The following is a 16,958-nucleotide window of genomic DNA, read 5'->3' on the forward strand; positions in this document are numbered from 1 at the left end:
CCCAGGCCCCACGGTTCACAGGAAAACGGCTGCCACGTTCACTCAAAGACACGGAATGCTCCGTGTGCCTAACAAAGGAAGTTGAGCCATGCCACTTGTAAACGAACAAATCACCGATGCCGTCACCCAGACCAACGTCAAAGTCGTCGCCGAAGCGCCGGCCATGGCGATGGGCACCATCTACCAATCCATGGCCCAGGCCACCGCGATCCTGTTCCAGAACTCGGTTTCGGCGCAGCAGCAGCAAAATACCCTGGCCCAGGCCGCGACCAACCAGGGCGTGATGCAGATCTACAGTGTCGACACCACCGCCGGCGCGGCGGCCACCGAGAAGGTTGCCCAGGGCGGCGTATCCGACAACCTCACCAGCCTGCTGACGGTGCTCAAGTCCTTCCAGGGCTGAGTGGCTGAACGCCAGATTTCCCGTTGAACTTTCCTGCTGAAAAAATGGAGTTTTTATGAGCACAGTCAGTCCGCAAATCACCGATGCCGTCACCCAGACCAACGTCAAGGTGGTTGCCGAAGCACCGGCCATGGCCATGGGCACCGTCTACCAGTCCATGGGCCAGTCCGTGGCCATCCTGTTCCAGAACTCGGTGTCGGCGCAGCAACAGCAAAACACCCTGGCCCAGGCCGCGACCAACCAGGGCGTGATGCAGATCTACAGCGTCGACACCACCGCCGGTGCCTCGGCTACCGAGAAAGTCGCCCAGGGCGGTGTGGCCGACAACCTCACCAGCCTGCTGACGGTGCTCAAGTCGTTCAGCAGCTGATCCTTCCCCAGGCGTCACGCCAACGCCCCCGCGGTCTGCAGACCGCGGGGGCGTTGTCTTTTGCCCGGCGGCATGGGAGGTTGAAGCGGATTTTTTACCGCTAGGCGCCTTTACGTTCTTTTTTTCGAACAGCCTATTGTCCTTTACCCCCGTTGACCCTAGGATTCGTTTGAGATTTCAAACGCTCTTGCCTGGGTGCCCAAGCGCACGTCTATCCTTGTGTGCGACATTTTCGTGCTTTTACCCAGTGAACGATTTTCCTGACGGCAGCTTTGTCCCGGCTTTCGGACGCGCCAGCGCGGTCCGTGCCTCACAGGGCGCCTTTTCAACAATCACAATTCGCCCCGCGTATGCGCGGTGCTGTTAAGGAAGCCGACATGCAGCTCAAAGACGCCCAGTTGTTCCGCCAGCAAGCCTTCATCGATGGAGCTTGGGTCGACGCGGACAACGGCCAGACGATCAAGGTCAACAACCCCGCTACCGGTGAAATCCTCGGTACCGTACCCAAGATGGGCGCCGCCGAAACCCGCCGCGCCATCGAAGCCGCCGACAAGGCCCTGCCGGCCTGGCGTGCGCTGACCGCCAAGGAGCGCGCCACCAAGCTGCGCCGCTGGTATGAATTGCTGATCGAAAACCAGGACGACCTGGGTCGCCTGATGACCCTGGAGCAGGGTAAGCCGCTGGCCGAAGCCAAGGGCGAAATCGCCTACGCCGCCTCCTTCATCGAATGGTTCGCCGAAGAAGCCAAGCGCATCTACGGCGACGTGATCCCCGGCCACCAGCCGGACAAGCGCCTGATCGTGATCAAGCAGCCGATCGGCGTCACCGCGGCCATCACTCCGTGGAACTTCCCGGCGGCGATGATCACCCGTAAAGCCGGCCCGGCCCTGGCCGCCGGTTGCACCATGGTCATCAAGCCCGCTTCGCAAACCCCGTTCTCGGCCCTGGCCCTGGTGGAACTGGCGCACCGCGCCGGCATCCCGAAAGGCGTGCTCAGTGTGGTCACCGGCAGCGCCGGCGACATCGGCGGCGAGCTGACCAGCAACCCGATCGTGCGCAAGCTGTCGTTCACCGGCTCCACCGAAATCGGTCGCCAGCTGATGGCCGAATGCGCCAAGGACATCAAGAAAGTTTCCCTGGAGCTGGGCGGCAACGCGCCGTTCATCGTGTTCGACGACGCCGACCTGGATAAGGCCGTCGAAGGCGCGATCATCTCCAAGTACCGCAACAACGGTCAGACCTGCGTCTGCGCCAACCGCCTGTACATTCAGGATTCGGTGTACGACGCCTTCGCCGAGAAATTGAAGGCGGCTGTGGCCAAGCTGAAGATCGGCAACGGTCTGGAAGAAGGCACCACCACCGGCCCGCTGATCGACGAAAAAGCCGTGGCCAAGGTCCAGGAACACATCACTGACGCCCTGAACAAAGGCGCGACCCTGCTGGCTGGCGGCAAGTCCATGGAAGGCAACTTCTTCGAGCCGACCATCCTGGTCAACGTGCCCAAAGACGCGGCCGTGGCCAAGGAAGAAACCTTCGGCCCGCTGGCGCCGCTGTTCCGCTTCAAGGACGAAGCCGAAGTCATCGCCATGTCCAACGACACCGAGTTCGGCCTGGCCTCGTACTTCTATGCCCGCGACCTGGGTCGCGTGTTCCGTGTGGCCGAGGCCCTGGAATACGGCATGGTCGGGGTCAACACCGGCCTGATCTCCAACGAAGTGGCGCCATTCGGCGGCATCAAGGCCTCGGGCCTGGGCCGCGAAGGTTCCAAGTACGGGATCGAGGATTACCTGGAAATCAAATACCTCTGCCTGGGTATCTGATCCGGTTTCAAGCGCCGGGGGCACGAGAGCGCTGCCCCCCGGCGCGGCTTTAAAAAACGTACTTTTCAAGGTGGCCCGGGAAGGTCCCGACAGTCGATCAACGCATGCTGTCGCAGCCTCTTCCCCGCCCCGCAACCCTTGAATCACACCGCTGTAGCCGCGGTGAACGAGGACACTATGAGCAAGACCAACGCATCTTTGATGAAACGCCGTGAAGCCGCTGTACCACGCGGTGTTGGCCAGATTCACCCAATCTTCGCCGACAGCGCGAAGAACGCCACCGTTACCGACGTTGAAGGCCGCGAGTTCATCGACTTCGCCGGCGGCATCGCGGTACTCAACACCGGTCACGTGCATCCGAAAATCATCGCGGCGGTGACCGAGCAACTGAACAAGCTGACCCACACCTGCTTCCAGGTCCTGGCCTACGAGCCCTATGTGGAACTGTGCGAAAAGATCAACGCCAAGGTCCCGGGTGACTTCGCCAAGAAAACCCTGCTGGTGACCACCGGTTCCGAAGCCGTGGAAAACGCCGTGAAAATCGCCCGTGCCGCCACTGGCCGCGCTGGCGTAATCGCTTTCACCGGTGCCTATCACGGCCGCACCATGATGACCCTGGGTCTGACCGGCAAGGTCGTGCCTTACTCGGCCGGCATGGGCCTGATGCCTGGCGGCATCTTCCGCGCGCTGTACCCCAACGAACTGCATGGCGTGAGCATCGACGACTCCATCGCCAGCATCGAGCGCATCTTCAAGAACGACGCCGAGCCTCGTGATATCGCCGCGATCATCATCGAGCCGGTACAGGGCGAAGGCGGTTTCTACGTTGCCCCCAAAGAGTTCATGAAGCGCCTGCGCGCCCTGTGCGACCAGCACGGCATCCTGCTGATCGCTGACGAAGTACAGACCGGCGCCGGCCGTACCGGCACCTTCTTCGCCATGGAACAGATGGGCGTTGCCGCCGACCTGACCACCTTCGCCAAGTCCATCGCTGGCGGCTTCCCGCTGGCCGGTGTCTGCGGCAAGGCCGAATACATGGACGCCATCGCTCCAGGCGGCCTGGGTGGCACCTACGCTGGCAGCCCGATCGCCTGTGCCGCCGCTCTGGCGGTGATGGAAGTGTTCGAGGAAGAGCACCTGCTGGATCGCTGCAAGGCAGTGGGCGAGCGTCTGGTGACCGGCCTCAAGGCCATCCAGGCCAAGTACCCGGTGATCGGCGAAGTGCGTGCCCTGGGCGCGATGATCGCGGTGGAACTGTTCGAAAACGGCGACAGCCACAAGCCGAACGCCGCGGCCGTGGCCCAGGTCGTGGCCAAGGCTCGGGACAAGGGCCTGATCCTGCTGTCCTGCGGCACTTACGGCAACGTGCTGCGGGTGCTGGTGCCGCTGACCTCGCCGGACGAGCAGCTGGATAAAGGCCTGGCCATCATCGAAGAGTGCTTCGCTGAGCTCTGAGTGGTTGCTGCCGTGACCTGATCGACAAAAAAACCCGCTTCGGCGGGTTTTTTTCATCCCCAGGCGGTCCATAGGGGATTTGCGCTGTATGGAAGCCCGCGCATTGACTAAGGTGCAAGGGATTGCCTAGGGAGCGTGCTGCATGACCGCTGTTGATCTACCCGCTGTACCTCGCGTGCTGATTGCCGAGGCTGACCCCTGGTCCCGCGATTTGCTCAAGCAAGTGCTGCTCAACGTGCGCTGTGACGCGCGCCTGGACCTGTGTGGCGATGGTCAGGAAGCCCTGGAGCTGTTGAGCGAAAAAACTTATGACCTGATCATTGCCGACTGGGAGCTGCCGGGCGTCGATGGCCTCTCAGTGTTGCGCGCAGTGCGTCAGCGCAAGCGTAACCCGCTGCAGCCGTTCATTCTGCTCAGCGCTCGCAACGACAGTGCCAGCGTGCGCGAAGCGTTGCCCCTGGCCCCCACTGCCTACCTGACCAAACCCTTGAACATGGAAGGCCTGACCCAGCGCCTGCAGGGCTTGCTGCTGGACGCTGGCCAGGAAGTCTCCTGCGAGGTGCCGGCTCTGGCCCCGGGCATGAGCCTGTGGACCTTTCTCGAGCGCCGGCGCGAGGTCGCCGATGGCGCGCCGTTGCTGACCGATGTGCAACAGGCGGTCAAGCGCAGCCTCAATCCCGACGGTCTGGACCTCAAGCAACTGGAGGAAGAGATCCGCACCGACCCCCAGGTCACCGCGGTGCTGATCGCGGCCGCCAACAGCGCTGCGCAGCACCACGGCGACGGCGTGCAGACCCTGTCCCAGGCCCTGCACCGGCTTGGCACCGGACAGAGCATGAACCTGATTCTCGGGCTGACCCTCAAGCGCAGCGCGCGCCTGAGCGATCCGGCCCTGGCCGACTACGCCGAGCGCTATTGGGAGCTGTCGCTGCATACCGCGGAATATGGCCGTACCCTGGCGCGCCTGCTGGATCTGGACCAGGAGCGTTGCTACTGCGCCGGGCTGTTGCATCGCCTGGGTGATCTGGCGCTGCTGCGCTGCCTGCAGGAGTGGCAACAGGCTGGCGGCGAGCTCGACGATCAGGAAGAGATCGGCGATGCCCTGGAGCGTTTTGGCGCGGCCTACGGCTCGGCGCTGCGCACCCGCTGGCGCATGCCCCTGGAACTGCGGGAGCTGATTGCCTCGACCTACCAGTTGGGCGGTGGGGTGTACTCCCGCGAGGCGCTGGTGATGAACCTGGCGGCGCAGCTGGCGCGCTTGACCGAGCATGAGGGGATCGAAGAACTGGCCCGCAGCAAGACCGCCCGCCTGCTGAAAATCGGTCTGCCGGAGCTGTCCCGCCTGCGCAAGGGCTGAGCCGCCGTAGGAGCCGGCTGGCCGGCGAAGAGGCCCGCCAGCCATGTGCACGCCTTGAAGATGCCTTCGCTGGCAAGCCAGCTCCTACGAGTGCGGGCCGGGTGCTTATCCGCTGACGATGCGGTTCTTGCCCTGGCGCTTGGCGTGGTACATCGCCGCATCGGCGCGGGCGAACAGGCTGTCGAGGCTTTCGTCATCGCGCCGCAGGTCGGTCAGGCCCTGGCTCACGGTGATGGTGAAGACCTGGCCCTGGTGGCTGAAGCTCTGGCGCTGGATTTCCCGCTGCAGGCGTTCGGCAACCTGATGCGCCATGTCTGCGCTGCAGCCGGGAAACACCGCGGCAAATTCCTCGCCGCCAATACGCCCGAACAAGTCGCCACGGCGCAGTGCGGCGCGCCCGCTTTCGGCGATGCGCTGCAGGACGATGTCACCTTCGGGGTGGCCGTAGGTGTCGTTGATCACTTTGAAGTCATCGATATCCAGCAGCAGGAAGGCCAGGGGCGAGCCTTGCAGCCGCGCTTGCTCGAACTCGCGGTTGGCGCATTCGAAGAAGTGCCGGCGGTTGCTGCTCTGGGTCAGCACATCGGTGGTGGCCAGGCGTTGCAGTTCGGCTTCCAGCCGCTTCTTCTCGGTGATGTCTTCGGCGATGCCGACCACGATCAACCGTTGCCCGGGCTCGGCATTGCGGTTGATGAAGCATTTGTCGCTGAGCCAGCGCACCTGGCCCTGGGCATCGATGATGCGGTATTCGCGATCTTCCACCGCGCCCCTGTCCAGGACCTGGGCCAGGCTGCGTTCAGCGTATTCCAGGTCATCGGGGTAGATGCTGTCGCGCCACTGGTTGCAGTCCGCCAGCAGCAGTCCGGCGGGGCGACCGAAGATCCGTTCATAGGCCGGGCTGACGTACAGCACCTGGCGGTTCTCCCAATCGAAGGCCCAGAGCACGGCGTTGACGCTGACCAGCAAGGAGCTGAACAGCTGCTCGCGTTCGGTCAGGCGGGCTACTTCGCCCTGTGCATGCATCAGGGCCATCAGGGTTTGCGCGGCCTCGGGCCACTGGGGAAGCGAAGATGGAGTGTGTGGGTTCTTGTTGACCATCGGCACAGATCTCAAAGGGCGTGCCGCGCGATGTTCGACAGCGGCTACAACCAAGCCCGCCTGGGTGGCGAAGTGTTCAGTGAGATAGGGGATCGGACGCTAAGTTCCCAGCCGTTGCGGCGATACCTGGCGCGCCCGCCGGACGGTCGCAGTCGCCCCTCGCCAGCTTGTGGCGAGGGGCTCTGGCTCAGGCTGCGGTGGGCCGCAGAGAGTAGGTTTTCAACTGATGGGCAAAGTCCCGCAGCGACTGGATGCCGCTGGCTTCGGCCTCGTGCACCCAGTCCTTGATCGCCGCCAGCATGTCGTGGCCGTTGGCGCTGGTCTTGACCCAGATCTGCTGCAGGGCCAGGCGTTTTTCGTAGATCACCTTCAAGGCCTGGCTGTGTTCCAGCATGTTCTGGATACGCAGGTGGTGGCGCTCTTCCAGCAGGCTGGTTTCCCGCGATAGCAGGCGCTTGGCGCGATGGAACTGGTGGCGCACCGAGTGATCGACCTTGGCCAGTTCCTGTTTCACCAGCGGGCCGATCACCAGCTTGCGGTACTGGGCCATGATCTGGAACCGGTTGTTGAGGATGGCCATGGCGGTGTCCATGTCCAGGTGCCCCTTGCCTTCGACCCGATGGGCGATCGGCGCCACCCGCTGGACCTTGGCCAGCCGTAGCAGGCTGAACAGCTTGATCCAGGCCCAGCCCATGTCGAACTCCCATTTCTTCACCGAGAGCTTGGCCGAGTTGGGGTAGGTGTGATGGTTGTTATGCAGCTCTTCACCGCCAACGATGATGCCCCAGGGCACCAGGTTGGTGGCGGCGTCGCGGCATTCGAAGTTGCGGTAGCCCACCGCATGACCCAGGCCGTTGATCACACCGGCGGCCCAGAACGGAATCCACATCATCTGGATGGCCCAGATGGTGATGCCGATGGTGCCGAACAGCAGCAGGTCGATGACCGCCATCAGCGCGATGCCGCCCAGCTTGTAGCGGCTGTAGAGGTTGCGCTCGATCCAGTCTTCCGGGCAGTTCTTGCCATAGATGCGCAGGGTTTCCGGGTTCTTCGCCTCTTCGCGGTACAGCTCGGCGCCCTTGCGCAGCACGGTGGACAAGCCCTTGATCACCGGGCTGTGGGGGTCGTCGACGGTTTCGCATTTGGCGTGGTGCTTGCGGTGGATGGCGGTCCACTCACGGGTGTTCTGCGCCGTGGTCAGCCACAGCCAGAAGCGGAAGAAGTGTTTCAGGCCGGCGTTGAGTTCCAGGGAACGGTGCGCGGAGTAGCGATGCAGATAAATGGTGACCGCGACAATGGTCACGTGGGTCATCAAAAGAGTGACTGCCACCAGTTGCCAGGCGGACAAGCCAAGTAAACCTTCGTACCACATAGGCGATAAGGCCCTCGATAAAGAAAAAACAGCTCAGGCATTATCACTATGCCCACTGAGAAAACCAGTCGCCCTTTCAGATAAGAGTGGCGGCATGTTTCTTCCTCTATAATCCCGAACTTTTCGTGTGGAAATAGACGGACTTATGTCGGTTTCTTATCGCAATGGCTTGCGTGCCGCGCTGCTTTACCTGCTGCTGTCGCTGATCTGGCTACAGTTCAGTGGTTATTTACTGAGCAGTTTCTTCGATGAATTCTCCGATCAGGCGCACTGGCACCAGATCAGTGGCTACGCCTGGGCACTGGTCAGCGCGGTGCTGATTTTCTTTGCCCGGGCTCGCCTGTTGCGGGTCATGGGGGCCGATCGCTGGTTGCGCCATCAACAGACCGATCGCGAGCGTCTGCGCCAGGCGGCGGCGGTGTTCGACTGCACCCGCGAAGGGGTGCTGGTCAGCGACACCCAGGGCCAGATCGTCCACGTCAATCGCGCCTTTATCGAAATCACCGGCTACCAGAGCGAAGAGGTGCTGGGGCGCCAGCCGAGCCTGTTCAAGTCCGGCCATCATTCGGCGGATTTCTACAAGGCGATGTTCGATTCGCTGCAGAAGACCGGAGAGTGGAGCGGCGAAATCTGGAACCGGCGCAAGAGCGGCGAGATCTACCCGCAGTGGCAGAGCATTCGCGCGATCCGCGATGAGCAGGGTGAGCTCACCCACTATGTCGCGGTGTTCTCCGACATCAGCGCAATCAAGGACTCCGAGCACGAACTGGCGCACCTGGCCCACCACGATCCGCTGACCGACCTGCCCAACCGCCTGCTGTTCACCGACCGCGCCGAACAGGCCCTGGCCTCGGCGCAGATCCACAAGCGCGGCTGCGCCATGCTGATGATAGACCTCGATCACTTCAAGATGATCAACGACAGCCTTGGTCACAACGTCGGCGACCAGTTGCTCAAGGCCGTGGGCGAGCGCCTGGGAGGCATGTTCGGTCCAGGCATGACCCTGGCGCGCCTGGGCGGCGACGAGTTCGCCGTGCTGGCCGAAAGCTGTCCGCAGCTGGTGCAGGCCGCGGCCCTGGCCCAACGCATCATCGACGGCCTCAGGGAACCCTTCCAACTGGGCGAACAGCAGGTGGTGATCAACGCCAGCATCGGCATCAGCCTGTTTCCCAGCGATGCCCTGAGCGCCAGCCAGCTGCTGCGCAACGCCGACGCGGCGCTGTTCAAGGCCAAGAGCGCCGGACGCAACGGTTACGCGTTGTACACCGAAGAACTCACCGCCCATGCGCAGCAGCGAGTGGAAATTGCCTTCGAACTGCGCCGGGCCCTGGAACAGCAGGAACTGCGGGTCTACTACCAGCCGGTACACGATCTCAAGAGCAGCCGCCTGATCGGCGTCGAGGCCCTGGTGCGCTGGGAGCATCCGCAGCGTGGCCTGGTATCCCCGGCGGAGTTCATCCCCATCGCCGAACGCACCGGGATGATTGCCGAGATCGACGCCTGGGTCATGCAGCAGGCCTGTCGGCAGATGTGCCAGTGGCAGGCCGACGGCGTGGTGCTGTCGTTTATCGCGGTGAACGTTTCGACCCGGCTGTTCGCCCGCAGCGAGCTGTACCAGCAGGTCGCCCAGGTGCTGCACGACACCGGCCTGGACCCGGCCTACCTGGAGCTGGAGGTCACCGAGAGCGCGGTGATGGATGACCCGGAAGTGGCCCTGGAACAGATGCACCGGCTGCGCGAGCTGGGCATTCGCCTGGCCATCGACGACTTCGGCACCGGCTATTCCTCGCTGTTGCGGCTCAAGCGCCTGCCGGTGCAGAAGCTCAAGATCGACCAGGGCTTTGTCGCCGGCCTGCCGCTCGATGAAGACGATGCGGCCATCTCCCGGGTGATCATCGCCCTGGCCCAGAGCATGGGCATGCAGGTGCACGCCGAAGGCATCGAACAGGTGGAGCAGGCGCGCTTCCTGCTCGAACACGGCTGCGACCTGGGCCAGGGCTACTGGTTCGGTCGGCCGATGCCGGCGCAGGAGTTGAACTGGAGCAACGCACCGCCGATTCACTGACGGCCATACCTCAGGCTGTTATCCGCTTGCAGCTTGCAGCTTGCAGCTTGCAGCTTGCAGCTTGCAGCTTGCAGCTTGCAGCTTGCAGCTTGCAGCTGCAGGCCGCGATCCACCTGCAAATCGCTCCTGGTTATATAAAAATTCTTAAATAGTATTTTTAAGAATATCCCTGCCTATCTACTATTGCTCCCACGCCGCAAGCAGTGCCGCCACTGCCAGGCACATCTCACTCAGGAGCAGCACCATGAGCGCATCTCTACGTAGCGTTGACGGCCAGGACGAAGCAACCATCTTGCGTGAAATTCAAAGCGCCCTGCGCGACCTGCGTTTTGGCGCGGTGGAAATCACCGTGCACAACGCCCAGGTCGTGCAGATCGAACGCAAGGAAAAATTCCGCCTGCAACAGCCCGGCCACAAACCCGGCTAATGCCGCCCCGCGCAATACCGCATCACCCTCTCGCCATCGAGAGGCCCGACTGGACAACCGGAGGGCGTCATCCATGACCCCCAGTCTGATTCCCAGCGTTCACCCACGAATGCGGGCCTGATTCGCCATAAGAAAAATGCCAGCACTTTAAAAAATTCGGGAGCTCCATCATGTCGTCGATTCGCCGTTATGCCCTGGCCGCCCTCGCCAGCGCCGTTTTTGCCGGTTCCGCCGTTGCCAAGGATTACGAGCTGCTCAACGTGTCCTACGACCCGACCCGCGAGCTGTACCAGGACTACAACGCCGAGTTCACAAGCTTCTGGAAGCAGTCGCACCCCGGCGACAACGTGAAAATCCAGCAATCCCACGGTGGTTCCGGCAAACAGGGTCGGGCGGTGATCGACGGCCTGCGCGCCGACGTGGTGACCCTGGCCCTGGCCGGCGACATCGACGAAATCGCCAAGCTCGGCAAGACCCTGCCGGCGGACTGGCAGAAGCGCCTGCCCGACGCCAGCACCCCCTACACCTCGACCATCGTGTTCCTGGTGCGCAAGGGCAATCCCAAAGGCATCAAGGACTGGGGCGACCTGATCAAGAAAGACGTCTCGGTGATCACCCCCAACCCGAAAACCTCCGGCGGCGCGCGCTGGAACTTCCTTGCCGCCTGGGCCTACGGCCTGAAAACCGGCGGCAGCGAAGCCAAGGCTCAGGAGTATGTGAAGGAGCTGTTCAAGCACGTGCCAGTGCTGGACACCGGTGCTCGCGGCTCGACCATCACCTTTGTCAACAACGGTCAGGGCGATGTGCTGCTGGCCTGGGAAAACGAAGCCTTCCTGGCCCTCAAGGAAGACGGCGGCGCCGACAAGTTCGACATCGTCGTGCCTTCGCTGTCGATCCTCGCCGAGCCGCCGGTGGCGGTGGTGGACAAGAACGCCGAGAAGAAAGGCAACACCGAGATCGCCGAGGCCTACCTCAAGCACCTGTACAGCCCGGCCGGCCAGGAAATCGCCGCGAAGAACTTCTACCGTCCGCGGGACAAGGACGTCGCCGCCAAATATGCCCAGCAGTTCCCCAAACTGGAGCTGGTGACTATCGACAAGGACTTCGGCGGCTGGAAGACTGCCCAACCGAAATTTTTCAATGACGGTGGCGTGTTCGACCAGATCTACACCGCGCAGTAAGCAAGAATCAGTGCAGGCGCCCGCCTGATGTGGCGAGGGAGCTTGCTCCCGCCGGAGTGCGCAGCACTCCCAAACCGGTCGAGCGGTGCACTTGATGCACCTCGGTCTCTGGTCTGGGGTCGCTGAGCGGCCCAGCGGGAGCAAGCGCCCTCGCCACTGGCATTGGCGCCTGTGCTGGAGAATATCCGTTAACCAAGGACTTTTATGTCGCGTCGTATCTCCCCCGTCATACCCGGCTTCGGGCTGACGCTGGGCTACACCTTGGTGTACCTCAGCCTGATTGTGCTCATCCCCCTGGCGGCGATGTTCGTGCATGCCGCGCAACTCACCTGGGAACAATTCTGGGCGATCATTTCGGCGCCACGGGTGCTCGCCGCACTCCAGCTGAGTTTCGGCACCGCGTTGTACGCGGCCATCATCAACGGCGTCATCGGCACCCTGCTGGCCTGGGTCCTGGTGCGTTACACCTTCCCCGGGCGCAAGATCATCGACGCCATGATCGACCTGCCCTTTGCCCTGCCCACCGCCGTGGCCGGCATCGCCCTGACCGCGCTCTACGCGCCCACCGGCCTGGTGGGGCAGTTCGCCACTGACCTCGGCTTCAAGATCGCCTACACGCCCCTGGGCATCACCCTGGCGCTGACCTTCGTCACCTTGCCGTTCGTGGTGCGTACTGTGCAGCCGGTGCTGGCGGACATTCCCCGCGAAGTGGAAGAGGCCGCCGCCTGCCTTGGCGCCAAGCCGTGGCAGGTGTTCCGCCATATCCTGGTGCCGGCCTTGCTGCCGGCCTGGCTCACCGGCTTTGCCCTGGCCTTTGCCCGGGGCGTCGGCGAGTACGGTTCGGTGATCTTCATCGCCGGCAACATGCCGATGAAGACCGAGATCCTGCCGCTGCTGATCATGGTCAAGCTCGACCAGTACGATTACACCGGCGCCACTTCCATCGGCGTGCTGATGCTGGTGGTTTCCTTTGTCCTGTTGCTGCTGATCAACCTGCTGCAGCGGCGCATCGAACGTCCATAAGGAGGCGCGATCCATGTCTCAATCGTCTATCGCCGCCTCGTCGGCCAACGCCGCCCGCCGTGGCAGTGCCACCTCGCGGCGGGTGCTGATTGGCCTGGGCTGGCTGATCTTTGCCCTGTTCCTTTTGTTGCCTTTGTTCATCGTGGTGTCCCAGGGCCTGAAGCTGGGCATCGGTGCGTTCTTTGAAGCGATCTTCGAGCCCGACGCCCTGTCGGCGCTGAAGCTCACGGTGATCGCGGTGCTGATCTCGGTGCCCCTGAACCTGGTGTTCGGGGTCAGCGCCGCCTGGTGCGTGAGCAAGTACTCGTTCCGCGGCAAGAGCATCCTGGTGACCCTGATCGACCTGCCGTTCTCGGTGTCGCCGGTGATCGCCGGCCTGGTCTATGTGCTGATGTTCGGCGCCCAGGGCCTGTTCGGCCCGTGGCTTTCGGATCACGACATCCAGATTGTCTTCGCCTTGCCGGGCATCGTCCTGGCCACCATCTTCGTCACCGTACCCTTCGTCGCCCGGGAGCTGATCCCGCTGATGCAGGAGCAGGGCACCCAGGAAGAGGAGGCCGCCAGGTTGCTGGGGGCCAACGGCTGGCAGATGTTCTGGCACGTCACGGTGCCCAACATCAAATGGGGCCTGATCTACGGCGTGGTGCTGTGTACCGCCCGAGCCATGGGCGAATTCGGCGCGGTGTCGGTGGTGTCCGGGCATATTCGCGGGGTCACCAACACCCTGCCGCTGCACGTGGAAATCCTCTACAACGAGTACAACCACGTGGCCGCGTTTGCCGTCGCCAGCCTGTTGCTGATCCTTGCGCTGTTCATCCTGCTGCTCAAGCAGTGGAGCGAATCCCGAATCAACCGCCTGCGCGCCAGCGCCGCGGAGGAATAACTCATGTCGATCGAAGTCCGTAACGTCAGCAAGAACTTCAATGCCTTCAAGGCCCTGAACAGCATCAACCTGGATATCCACAGCGGCGAGCTGGTGGCGCTGCTGGGGCCGTCCGGCTGCGGCAAGACCACCCTGCTGCGGATCATCGCCGGCCTGGAAACCCCGGACGACGGCAGCATCGTGTTCCATGGCGAGGACGTTTCCGGCCACGACGTGCGTGATCGCAACGTCGGTTTCGTGTTCCAGCACTACGCGCTGTTCCGCCACATGAGCGTGTTCGACAACGTCGCCTTCGGCCTGCGCATGAAGCCCAAGAACCAGCGCCCCAGCGAGAGCAGGATCGCCGAGAAGGTCCATGAACTGCTGAACATGGTGCAGCTGGACTGGCTCTCCGACCGCTACCCGGAGCAACTGTCCGGTGGCCAGCGCCAGCGTATTGCCCTGGCCCGCGCCCTGGCGGTGGAGCCCAAGGTGCTGCTGCTGGACGAACCCTTCGGCGCTCTCGACGCCAAGGTGCGCAAGGAGCTACGGCGCTGGCTGGCGCGGCTGCACGAAGACATCAACCTGACGTCGGTGTTCGTCACCCACGACCAGGAAGAAGCCATGGAAGTGGCCGATCGCATCGTGGTGATGAACAAGGGCGTGATCGAGCAGATCGGCTCCCCGGGCGACGTCTACGAGAACCCGGCCAGCGACTTCGTCTACCACTTCCTCGGTGACTCCAACCGCTTGCACCTGGGGGAGGACCACCACGTGCTGTTCCGTCCTCACGAAGTGTCGCTATCGCGTTCGGAACTCGAAGACCACCACGCCGCTGAAGTGCGCGACATCCGTCCCCTGGGCGCTACCACCCGGGTCACCCTCAAGGTGGAAGGGCAGAGCGAGCTGATCGAAGCCGAAGTGGTGAAGGACCACGACAGCCTGATCGGCCTGGCCCGTGGCGAGACACTGTTCTTCAAGCCGAAGGTCTGGCAGAAGCACACCAGTCTCTGACCCCGCCGACATCACACCCGCTGTAGGAGCTGGCTTGCCAGCGAAAGGGTCCTTCAGGCTTGCACCTGGCTTGAGGGCTCCTTCGCCGGCAAGCCGGCTCCTACAGCGGTCCGGCTCAATCCTCCCGCAGCGTGCCAGGGCTTCAGATCATGGCTTTCTTGTGCCGCAGGGCCACCGGGCCCGAGCGCTGCTCGATGGCCTGTTTCAAGTCATGGCGCAGCCCCAGCAGGAACGCCAGTTCGGCCACCACGAACAGCGGGCCGACGATCAGGCCCGACAGATCATCGACAAAGGCCGGCTTGCGGCCTTCGTAGTAATGGCCGATGAACTGGATCACCCAGCCGACCACGAACAGCCCCAGCCCGCAGCTCAACCAGAGCCCGGTGCCTTGTGCCGCCAGCACCTGGCCGAGCCATACCGACAGCCCCATCAGCGCCGTCATCAGTACACCCAGGCGCAGTTCCAGGCGCAGGTAGAACACCGACGCGGCCAGGGCCAGCAGCAGCGCTGGCGACAGCGTCAGCCCGGCCAGTGGCCAGGCGGGACGGGACAAGAGCACGGCCACCGCCACCACAATCAGCGGAATGCCGATAAAGTGGCTGGCGATATTGCGCGGGTCGCGGTGGTAGGCGGCGTATTGACTGAGATGATCAACGAGGCTTTTCATTGTTGTTCCTCCGTTAGGGTGGCCCGATCATGCCCGGCGCTGGTTTGCGGTTCTGTCAGCTAGGCGACAATCATTGCGATGCCCTGAGGGAAAGACCTGTTCATGGACCTGCACCCGTGGCGTGAATGCCTGATGAACGGCCAGTGGTTCAGCCACTTGCCGGTTTCCTTACAGAATAGTTTGCTCGACAACGCCCGCCTGCGCCGGCTGGCGGCGGGGCAGTGCCTGTTCCTGCGCGGCGATCCGCCCTGCGGGTTGTACGCGGTAGTCGAGGGCACGGTACGGGTGGGCGCGGTCAGCGAACAGGGCAAGGAGGCGTTGCTCAGCTTGATGCAGGCGCCTCACTGGTTCGGCGAGATCAGCCTGTTCGACGGCCAGCCACGCACCCACGATGCCTACGCCGAGGGCGCCTGTACCCTGCTCCAGGTGCCGCAGGCGAACCTGCTGCAACTGCTGGAGCAACAGCCGCAGTACTGGCGCCAGTTCGCCCTGCTGATGAGCCACAAACTGCGCCTGGCCTTTATCAACCTGGAGCAGTTGAGCCTGATGCCGGCCCCGGCGCGTGTGGCCAGCCGCCTGCTGGCGATGGCCACCGGCTACGGCGAAGTCAGCCAGTGCCGCAGCCTGCTGCAATTGCCCCAGGAGCAGTTGGCGCTGATGCTTTCGCTGTCGCGCCAGACCACCAACCAGATCCTCAAGGACCTGCAGCACCAGGGCATCCTGCGCCTGAGCTACGGCGAGATCGAAATCCTCGACACCGAGCGCTTGCGCGCCCTGGCCGGCCTGTAGGAGCTGGCTTGCCAGCGAAGGAGCCCGCAGACCGCCCTCGCCAGCAGTCCGCTCCTACGAGCCGCGATAGGTCGAGAAGCCGTAAGGGCTGAGCAACAACGGAATGTGGTAGTGCTGCTCGGTCTGCTTGACCTCGAAGATCACCGGAATCTCCGGGAAGAAGGTGTCGCGCTTGGCCTGCTTGAAGTAATCGCCGGTCTTGAATACCACTCGATATTCGCCGGCGGTCAGCGCCTGGCCCGTGGGAAACAGCTCGCTGATCCGACCCTGCTCGTTGGTCACGCCTTCGGACAAGGCTTTCCACTCCTGGCCCACATGCTGCTCCAGGGTCACCTTGACCCCCGGCGAGGGCAGGCCGTTCTCCAGGTTCAGCACATGCACGCTCAACGGATTGCCCGCCGCCAGGGCCAGGCTCGACAGGCCGCAGAGGCCGACAGCGGCCAGGCTATTACGCAAAAAATTCATGCAAGACTCCTCATTACACTGATCAAACAACACACACGCCGGCCGCGTTACAACCCGGCCCGCAAACCGATGTTCTGCGCTGCTTTGAGCGCACATTCTTCGTCCTGCGCGGCGCCACCGGCACCGGCAATGCCCATGGCGCCCACCAGCTCGCTTCCGGCGAACAGCGGAATCCCGCCCCCCAGCAGCAACAGCTCGGGCAAGGTATTGAGATTGGCCGCCTCGGGGTTGTTGCGCGCCCGTTCGGCGAACAGCCGGCTCGGGGTCTTGCTGGACAGCGCGGTATACGCCTTGCGCTGGCTGGCGACGGTGTTGTGCGGGCCGACGCCATCGGCGCGCAGGGTCACCAAGAGGTTGCCGCCACGGTCCAGCACCGACACCACGGCCGTGCACTGGGCCAGGCTGGCGTCCGCCAGCTGACGGGCGGTGGCCAGGTCCAGCTCGGCGTGGCGAGGCAGTTCCGGGGCCGCCAGGGCGCTGCCGGCAAGGCCCAGACCAATGCTTAGAACCAGGGGTTTGAAGATCATGGGAAGGCTCCTGAAAGACAGGTCGCCACCTTAGCCAGCGGTCCTCGTCAGAACCTCGTCAGT

The 16,958-nt window shown here is 63.3% G+C and carries 17 protein-coding genes; 12 read left to right on the forward strand and 5 right to left on the reverse strand.

The window, feature by feature from the left end:
- Window positions 1–88: 88 nt before the first annotated feature.
- The 5 genes from DNK59_RS05530 (at window position 89) to DNK59_RS05550 (ending at window position 5,405) form a co-directional block, all read left to right on the forward strand.
- Window positions 89–403 carry a RebB family R body protein gene (locus DNK59_RS05530; protein ID WP_025128569.1) on the forward strand — a complete coding sequence of 105 codons (315 nt, stop codon included), beginning with the start codon at window positions 89–91 and terminating at the stop codon, window positions 401–403.
- A gap of 55 nt (window positions 404–458) precedes the next feature.
- The gene (locus DNK59_RS05535) at window positions 459–773 is read left to right on the forward strand and encodes a RebB family R body protein (protein ID WP_092318458.1); all 315 of its coding nucleotides are present in this window, start codon (window positions 459–461) and stop codon (window positions 771–773) included.
- Between the two features lie 377 nt (window positions 774–1,150).
- Window positions 1,151–2,593, forward strand: a complete 1,443-nt coding sequence (gene gabD / locus DNK59_RS05540) for an NADP-dependent succinate-semialdehyde dehydrogenase (RefSeq protein ID WP_110722531.1) — start codon at window positions 1,151–1,153, stop codon at window positions 2,591–2,593.
- A gap of 177 nt (window positions 2,594–2,770) precedes the next feature.
- Entirely contained in the window at window positions 2,771–4,048 is a 1,278-nt protein-coding gene (gene gabT, locus DNK59_RS05545; protein WP_102862579.1) for a 4-aminobutyrate--2-oxoglutarate transaminase, read from the forward strand.
- Window positions 4,049–4,190: 142 nt separating this feature from the next.
- Entirely contained in the window at window positions 4,191–5,405 is a 1,215-nt protein-coding gene (locus DNK59_RS05550; RefSeq protein ID WP_110722532.1) for a response regulator, read from the forward strand.
- Window positions 5,406–5,510: 105 nt separating this feature from the next.
- On the opposite strand, the gene DNK59_RS05555 is transcribed toward DNK59_RS05550, so the two are convergent.
- Both DNK59_RS05555 and desA read right to left on the reverse strand, forming a co-directional pair.
- Complete coding sequence (locus DNK59_RS05555) at window positions 5,511–6,503, reverse strand: sensor domain-containing diguanylate cyclase (RefSeq protein ID WP_110722533.1); 993 nt, start codon at window positions 6,501–6,503, stop codon at window positions 5,511–5,513.
- A gap of 187 nt (window positions 6,504–6,690) precedes the next feature.
- The gene (gene desA, locus DNK59_RS05560) at window positions 6,691–7,875 is read right to left on the reverse strand and encodes a delta-9 fatty acid desaturase DesA (RefSeq protein ID WP_092318468.1); all 1,185 of its coding nucleotides are present in this window, start codon (window positions 7,873–7,875) and stop codon (window positions 6,691–6,693) included.
- 145 nt (window positions 7,876–8,020) lie between these two features.
- Between desA and dibA the strand changes: the two genes are divergently transcribed.
- From dibA to DNK59_RS05590, 6 genes are all read left to right on the forward strand, one after another.
- Window positions 8,021–9,940, forward strand: a complete 1,920-nt coding sequence (gene dibA, locus DNK59_RS05565; protein ID WP_092318471.1) for a phosphodiesterase DibA — start codon at window positions 8,021–8,023, stop codon at window positions 9,938–9,940.
- A 244-nt stretch (window positions 9,941–10,184) separates the two neighbouring features.
- A complete protein-coding gene (oscA, locus tag DNK59_RS05570) occupies window positions 10,185–10,367 on the forward strand; it encodes a sulfur starvation response protein OscA (protein WP_016965985.1) in 183 nt (60 codons plus the stop codon).
- Window positions 10,368–10,537: 170 nt separating this feature from the next.
- Window positions 10,538–11,548: a sulfate ABC transporter substrate-binding protein gene (locus DNK59_RS05575; protein WP_103740190.1), complete on the forward strand. Its 1,011-nt coding sequence runs from the start codon at window positions 10,538–10,540 to the stop codon at window positions 11,546–11,548.
- Window positions 11,549–11,752: 204 nt separating this feature from the next.
- The gene (gene cysT, locus DNK59_RS05580; protein WP_110722534.1) at window positions 11,753–12,571 is read left to right on the forward strand and encodes a sulfate ABC transporter permease subunit CysT; all 819 of its coding nucleotides are present in this window, start codon (window positions 11,753–11,755) and stop codon (window positions 12,569–12,571) included.
- Between the two features lie 13 nt (window positions 12,572–12,584).
- Window positions 12,585–13,454, forward strand: a complete 870-nt coding sequence (gene cysW, locus DNK59_RS05585) for a sulfate ABC transporter permease subunit CysW (protein ID WP_016968484.1) — start codon at window positions 12,585–12,587, stop codon at window positions 13,452–13,454.
- Window positions 13,455–13,457: 3 nt separating this feature from the next.
- Window positions 13,458–14,447, forward strand: coding sequence for a sulfate/molybdate ABC transporter ATP-binding protein (locus DNK59_RS05590; RefSeq protein ID WP_110722535.1), 990 nt, complete (start codon window positions 13,458–13,460; stop codon window positions 14,445–14,447).
- Window positions 14,448–14,589: 142 nt separating this feature from the next.
- On the opposite strand, the gene DNK59_RS05595 is transcribed toward DNK59_RS05590, so the two are convergent.
- The gene (locus tag DNK59_RS05595) at window positions 14,590–15,114 is read right to left on the reverse strand and encodes a DUF962 domain-containing protein (RefSeq protein ID WP_110722536.1); all 525 of its coding nucleotides are present in this window, start codon (window positions 15,112–15,114) and stop codon (window positions 14,590–14,592) included.
- A 102-nt stretch (window positions 15,115–15,216) separates the two neighbouring features.
- Here DNK59_RS05595 and DNK59_RS05600 point away from each other — a divergent pair, with 102 nt between their 5' ends.
- On the forward strand, window positions 15,217–15,903 hold the full coding sequence (locus tag DNK59_RS05600; RefSeq protein WP_092318481.1) for a Crp/Fnr family transcriptional regulator: 687 nt from the start codon (window positions 15,217–15,219) through the stop codon (window positions 15,901–15,903).
- A 54-nt stretch (window positions 15,904–15,957) separates the two neighbouring features.
- On the opposite strand, the gene uraH is transcribed toward DNK59_RS05600, so the two are convergent.
- Both uraH and DNK59_RS05610 read right to left on the reverse strand, forming a co-directional pair.
- Window positions 15,958–16,368, reverse strand: coding sequence for a hydroxyisourate hydrolase (gene uraH, locus DNK59_RS05605; RefSeq protein WP_110722537.1), 411 nt, complete (start codon window positions 16,366–16,368; stop codon window positions 15,958–15,960).
- Between the two features lie 47 nt (window positions 16,369–16,415).
- Window positions 16,416–16,895, reverse strand: a complete 480-nt coding sequence (locus tag DNK59_RS05610; RefSeq protein ID WP_110722538.1) for a heme-binding protein — start codon at window positions 16,893–16,895, stop codon at window positions 16,416–16,418.
- Window positions 16,896–16,958: the final 63 nt, after the last annotated feature.

It is taken from the genome of Pseudomonas sp. TKO26 (genome assembly GCF_003225665.1).
GTDB lineage: Bacteria > Pseudomonadota > Gammaproteobacteria > Pseudomonadales > Pseudomonadaceae > Aquipseudomonas > Aquipseudomonas saponiphila.

Excerpts from the sequence above, each read along its gene's own strand:
- DNK59_RS05590 (WP_110722535.1), top strand. The coding sequence starts at position 13,458 with ATGTCGATCGAAGTCCGTAACGTCAGCAAGAACTTCAATGCCTTCAAG.
- DNK59_RS05555 (WP_110722533.1), bottom strand. The coding sequence starts at position 6,503 with ATGGTCAACAAGAACCCACACACTCCATCTTCGCTTCCCCAGTGGCCC.
- DNK59_RS05530 (WP_025128569.1), top strand. The coding sequence starts at position 89 with ATGCCACTTGTAAACGAACAAATCACCGATGCCGTCACCCAGACCAAC.
- DNK59_RS05550 (WP_110722532.1), top strand. The coding sequence starts at position 4,191 with ATGACCGCTGTTGATCTACCCGCTGTACCTCGCGTGCTGATTGCCGAG.
- DNK59_RS05575 (WP_103740190.1), top strand. The coding sequence starts at position 10,538 with ATGTCGTCGATTCGCCGTTATGCCCTGGCCGCCCTCGCCAGCGCCGTT.
- gabT (WP_102862579.1), top strand. The coding sequence starts at position 2,771 with ATGAGCAAGACCAACGCATCTTTGATGAAACGCCGTGAAGCCGCTGTA.
- desA (WP_092318468.1), bottom strand. The coding sequence starts at position 7,875 with ATGTGGTACGAAGGTTTACTTGGCTTGTCCGCCTGGCAACTGGTGGCA.
- DNK59_RS05595 (WP_110722536.1), bottom strand. The coding sequence starts at position 15,114 with ATGAAAAGCCTCGTTGATCATCTCAGTCAATACGCCGCCTACCACCGC.
- oscA (WP_016965985.1), top strand. The coding sequence starts at position 10,185 with ATGAGCGCATCTCTACGTAGCGTTGACGGCCAGGACGAAGCAACCATC.
- DNK59_RS05600 (WP_092318481.1), top strand. The coding sequence starts at position 15,217 with ATGGACCTGCACCCGTGGCGTGAATGCCTGATGAACGGCCAGTGGTTC.
- gabD (WP_110722531.1), top strand. The coding sequence starts at position 1,151 with ATGCAGCTCAAAGACGCCCAGTTGTTCCGCCAGCAAGCCTTCATCGAT.
- DNK59_RS05610 (WP_110722538.1), bottom strand. The coding sequence starts at position 16,895 with ATGATCTTCAAACCCCTGGTTCTAAGCATTGGTCTGGGCCTTGCCGGC.
- DNK59_RS05535 (WP_092318458.1), top strand. The coding sequence starts at position 459 with ATGAGCACAGTCAGTCCGCAAATCACCGATGCCGTCACCCAGACCAAC.
- cysW (WP_016968484.1), top strand. The coding sequence starts at position 12,585 with ATGTCTCAATCGTCTATCGCCGCCTCGTCGGCCAACGCCGCCCGCCGT.
- dibA (WP_092318471.1), top strand. The coding sequence starts at position 8,021 with ATGTCGGTTTCTTATCGCAATGGCTTGCGTGCCGCGCTGCTTTACCTG.
- uraH (WP_110722537.1), bottom strand. The coding sequence starts at position 16,368 with ATGAATTTTTTGCGTAATAGCCTGGCCGCTGTCGGCCTCTGCGGCCTG.
- cysT (WP_110722534.1), top strand. The coding sequence starts at position 11,753 with ATGTCGCGTCGTATCTCCCCCGTCATACCCGGCTTCGGGCTGACGCTG.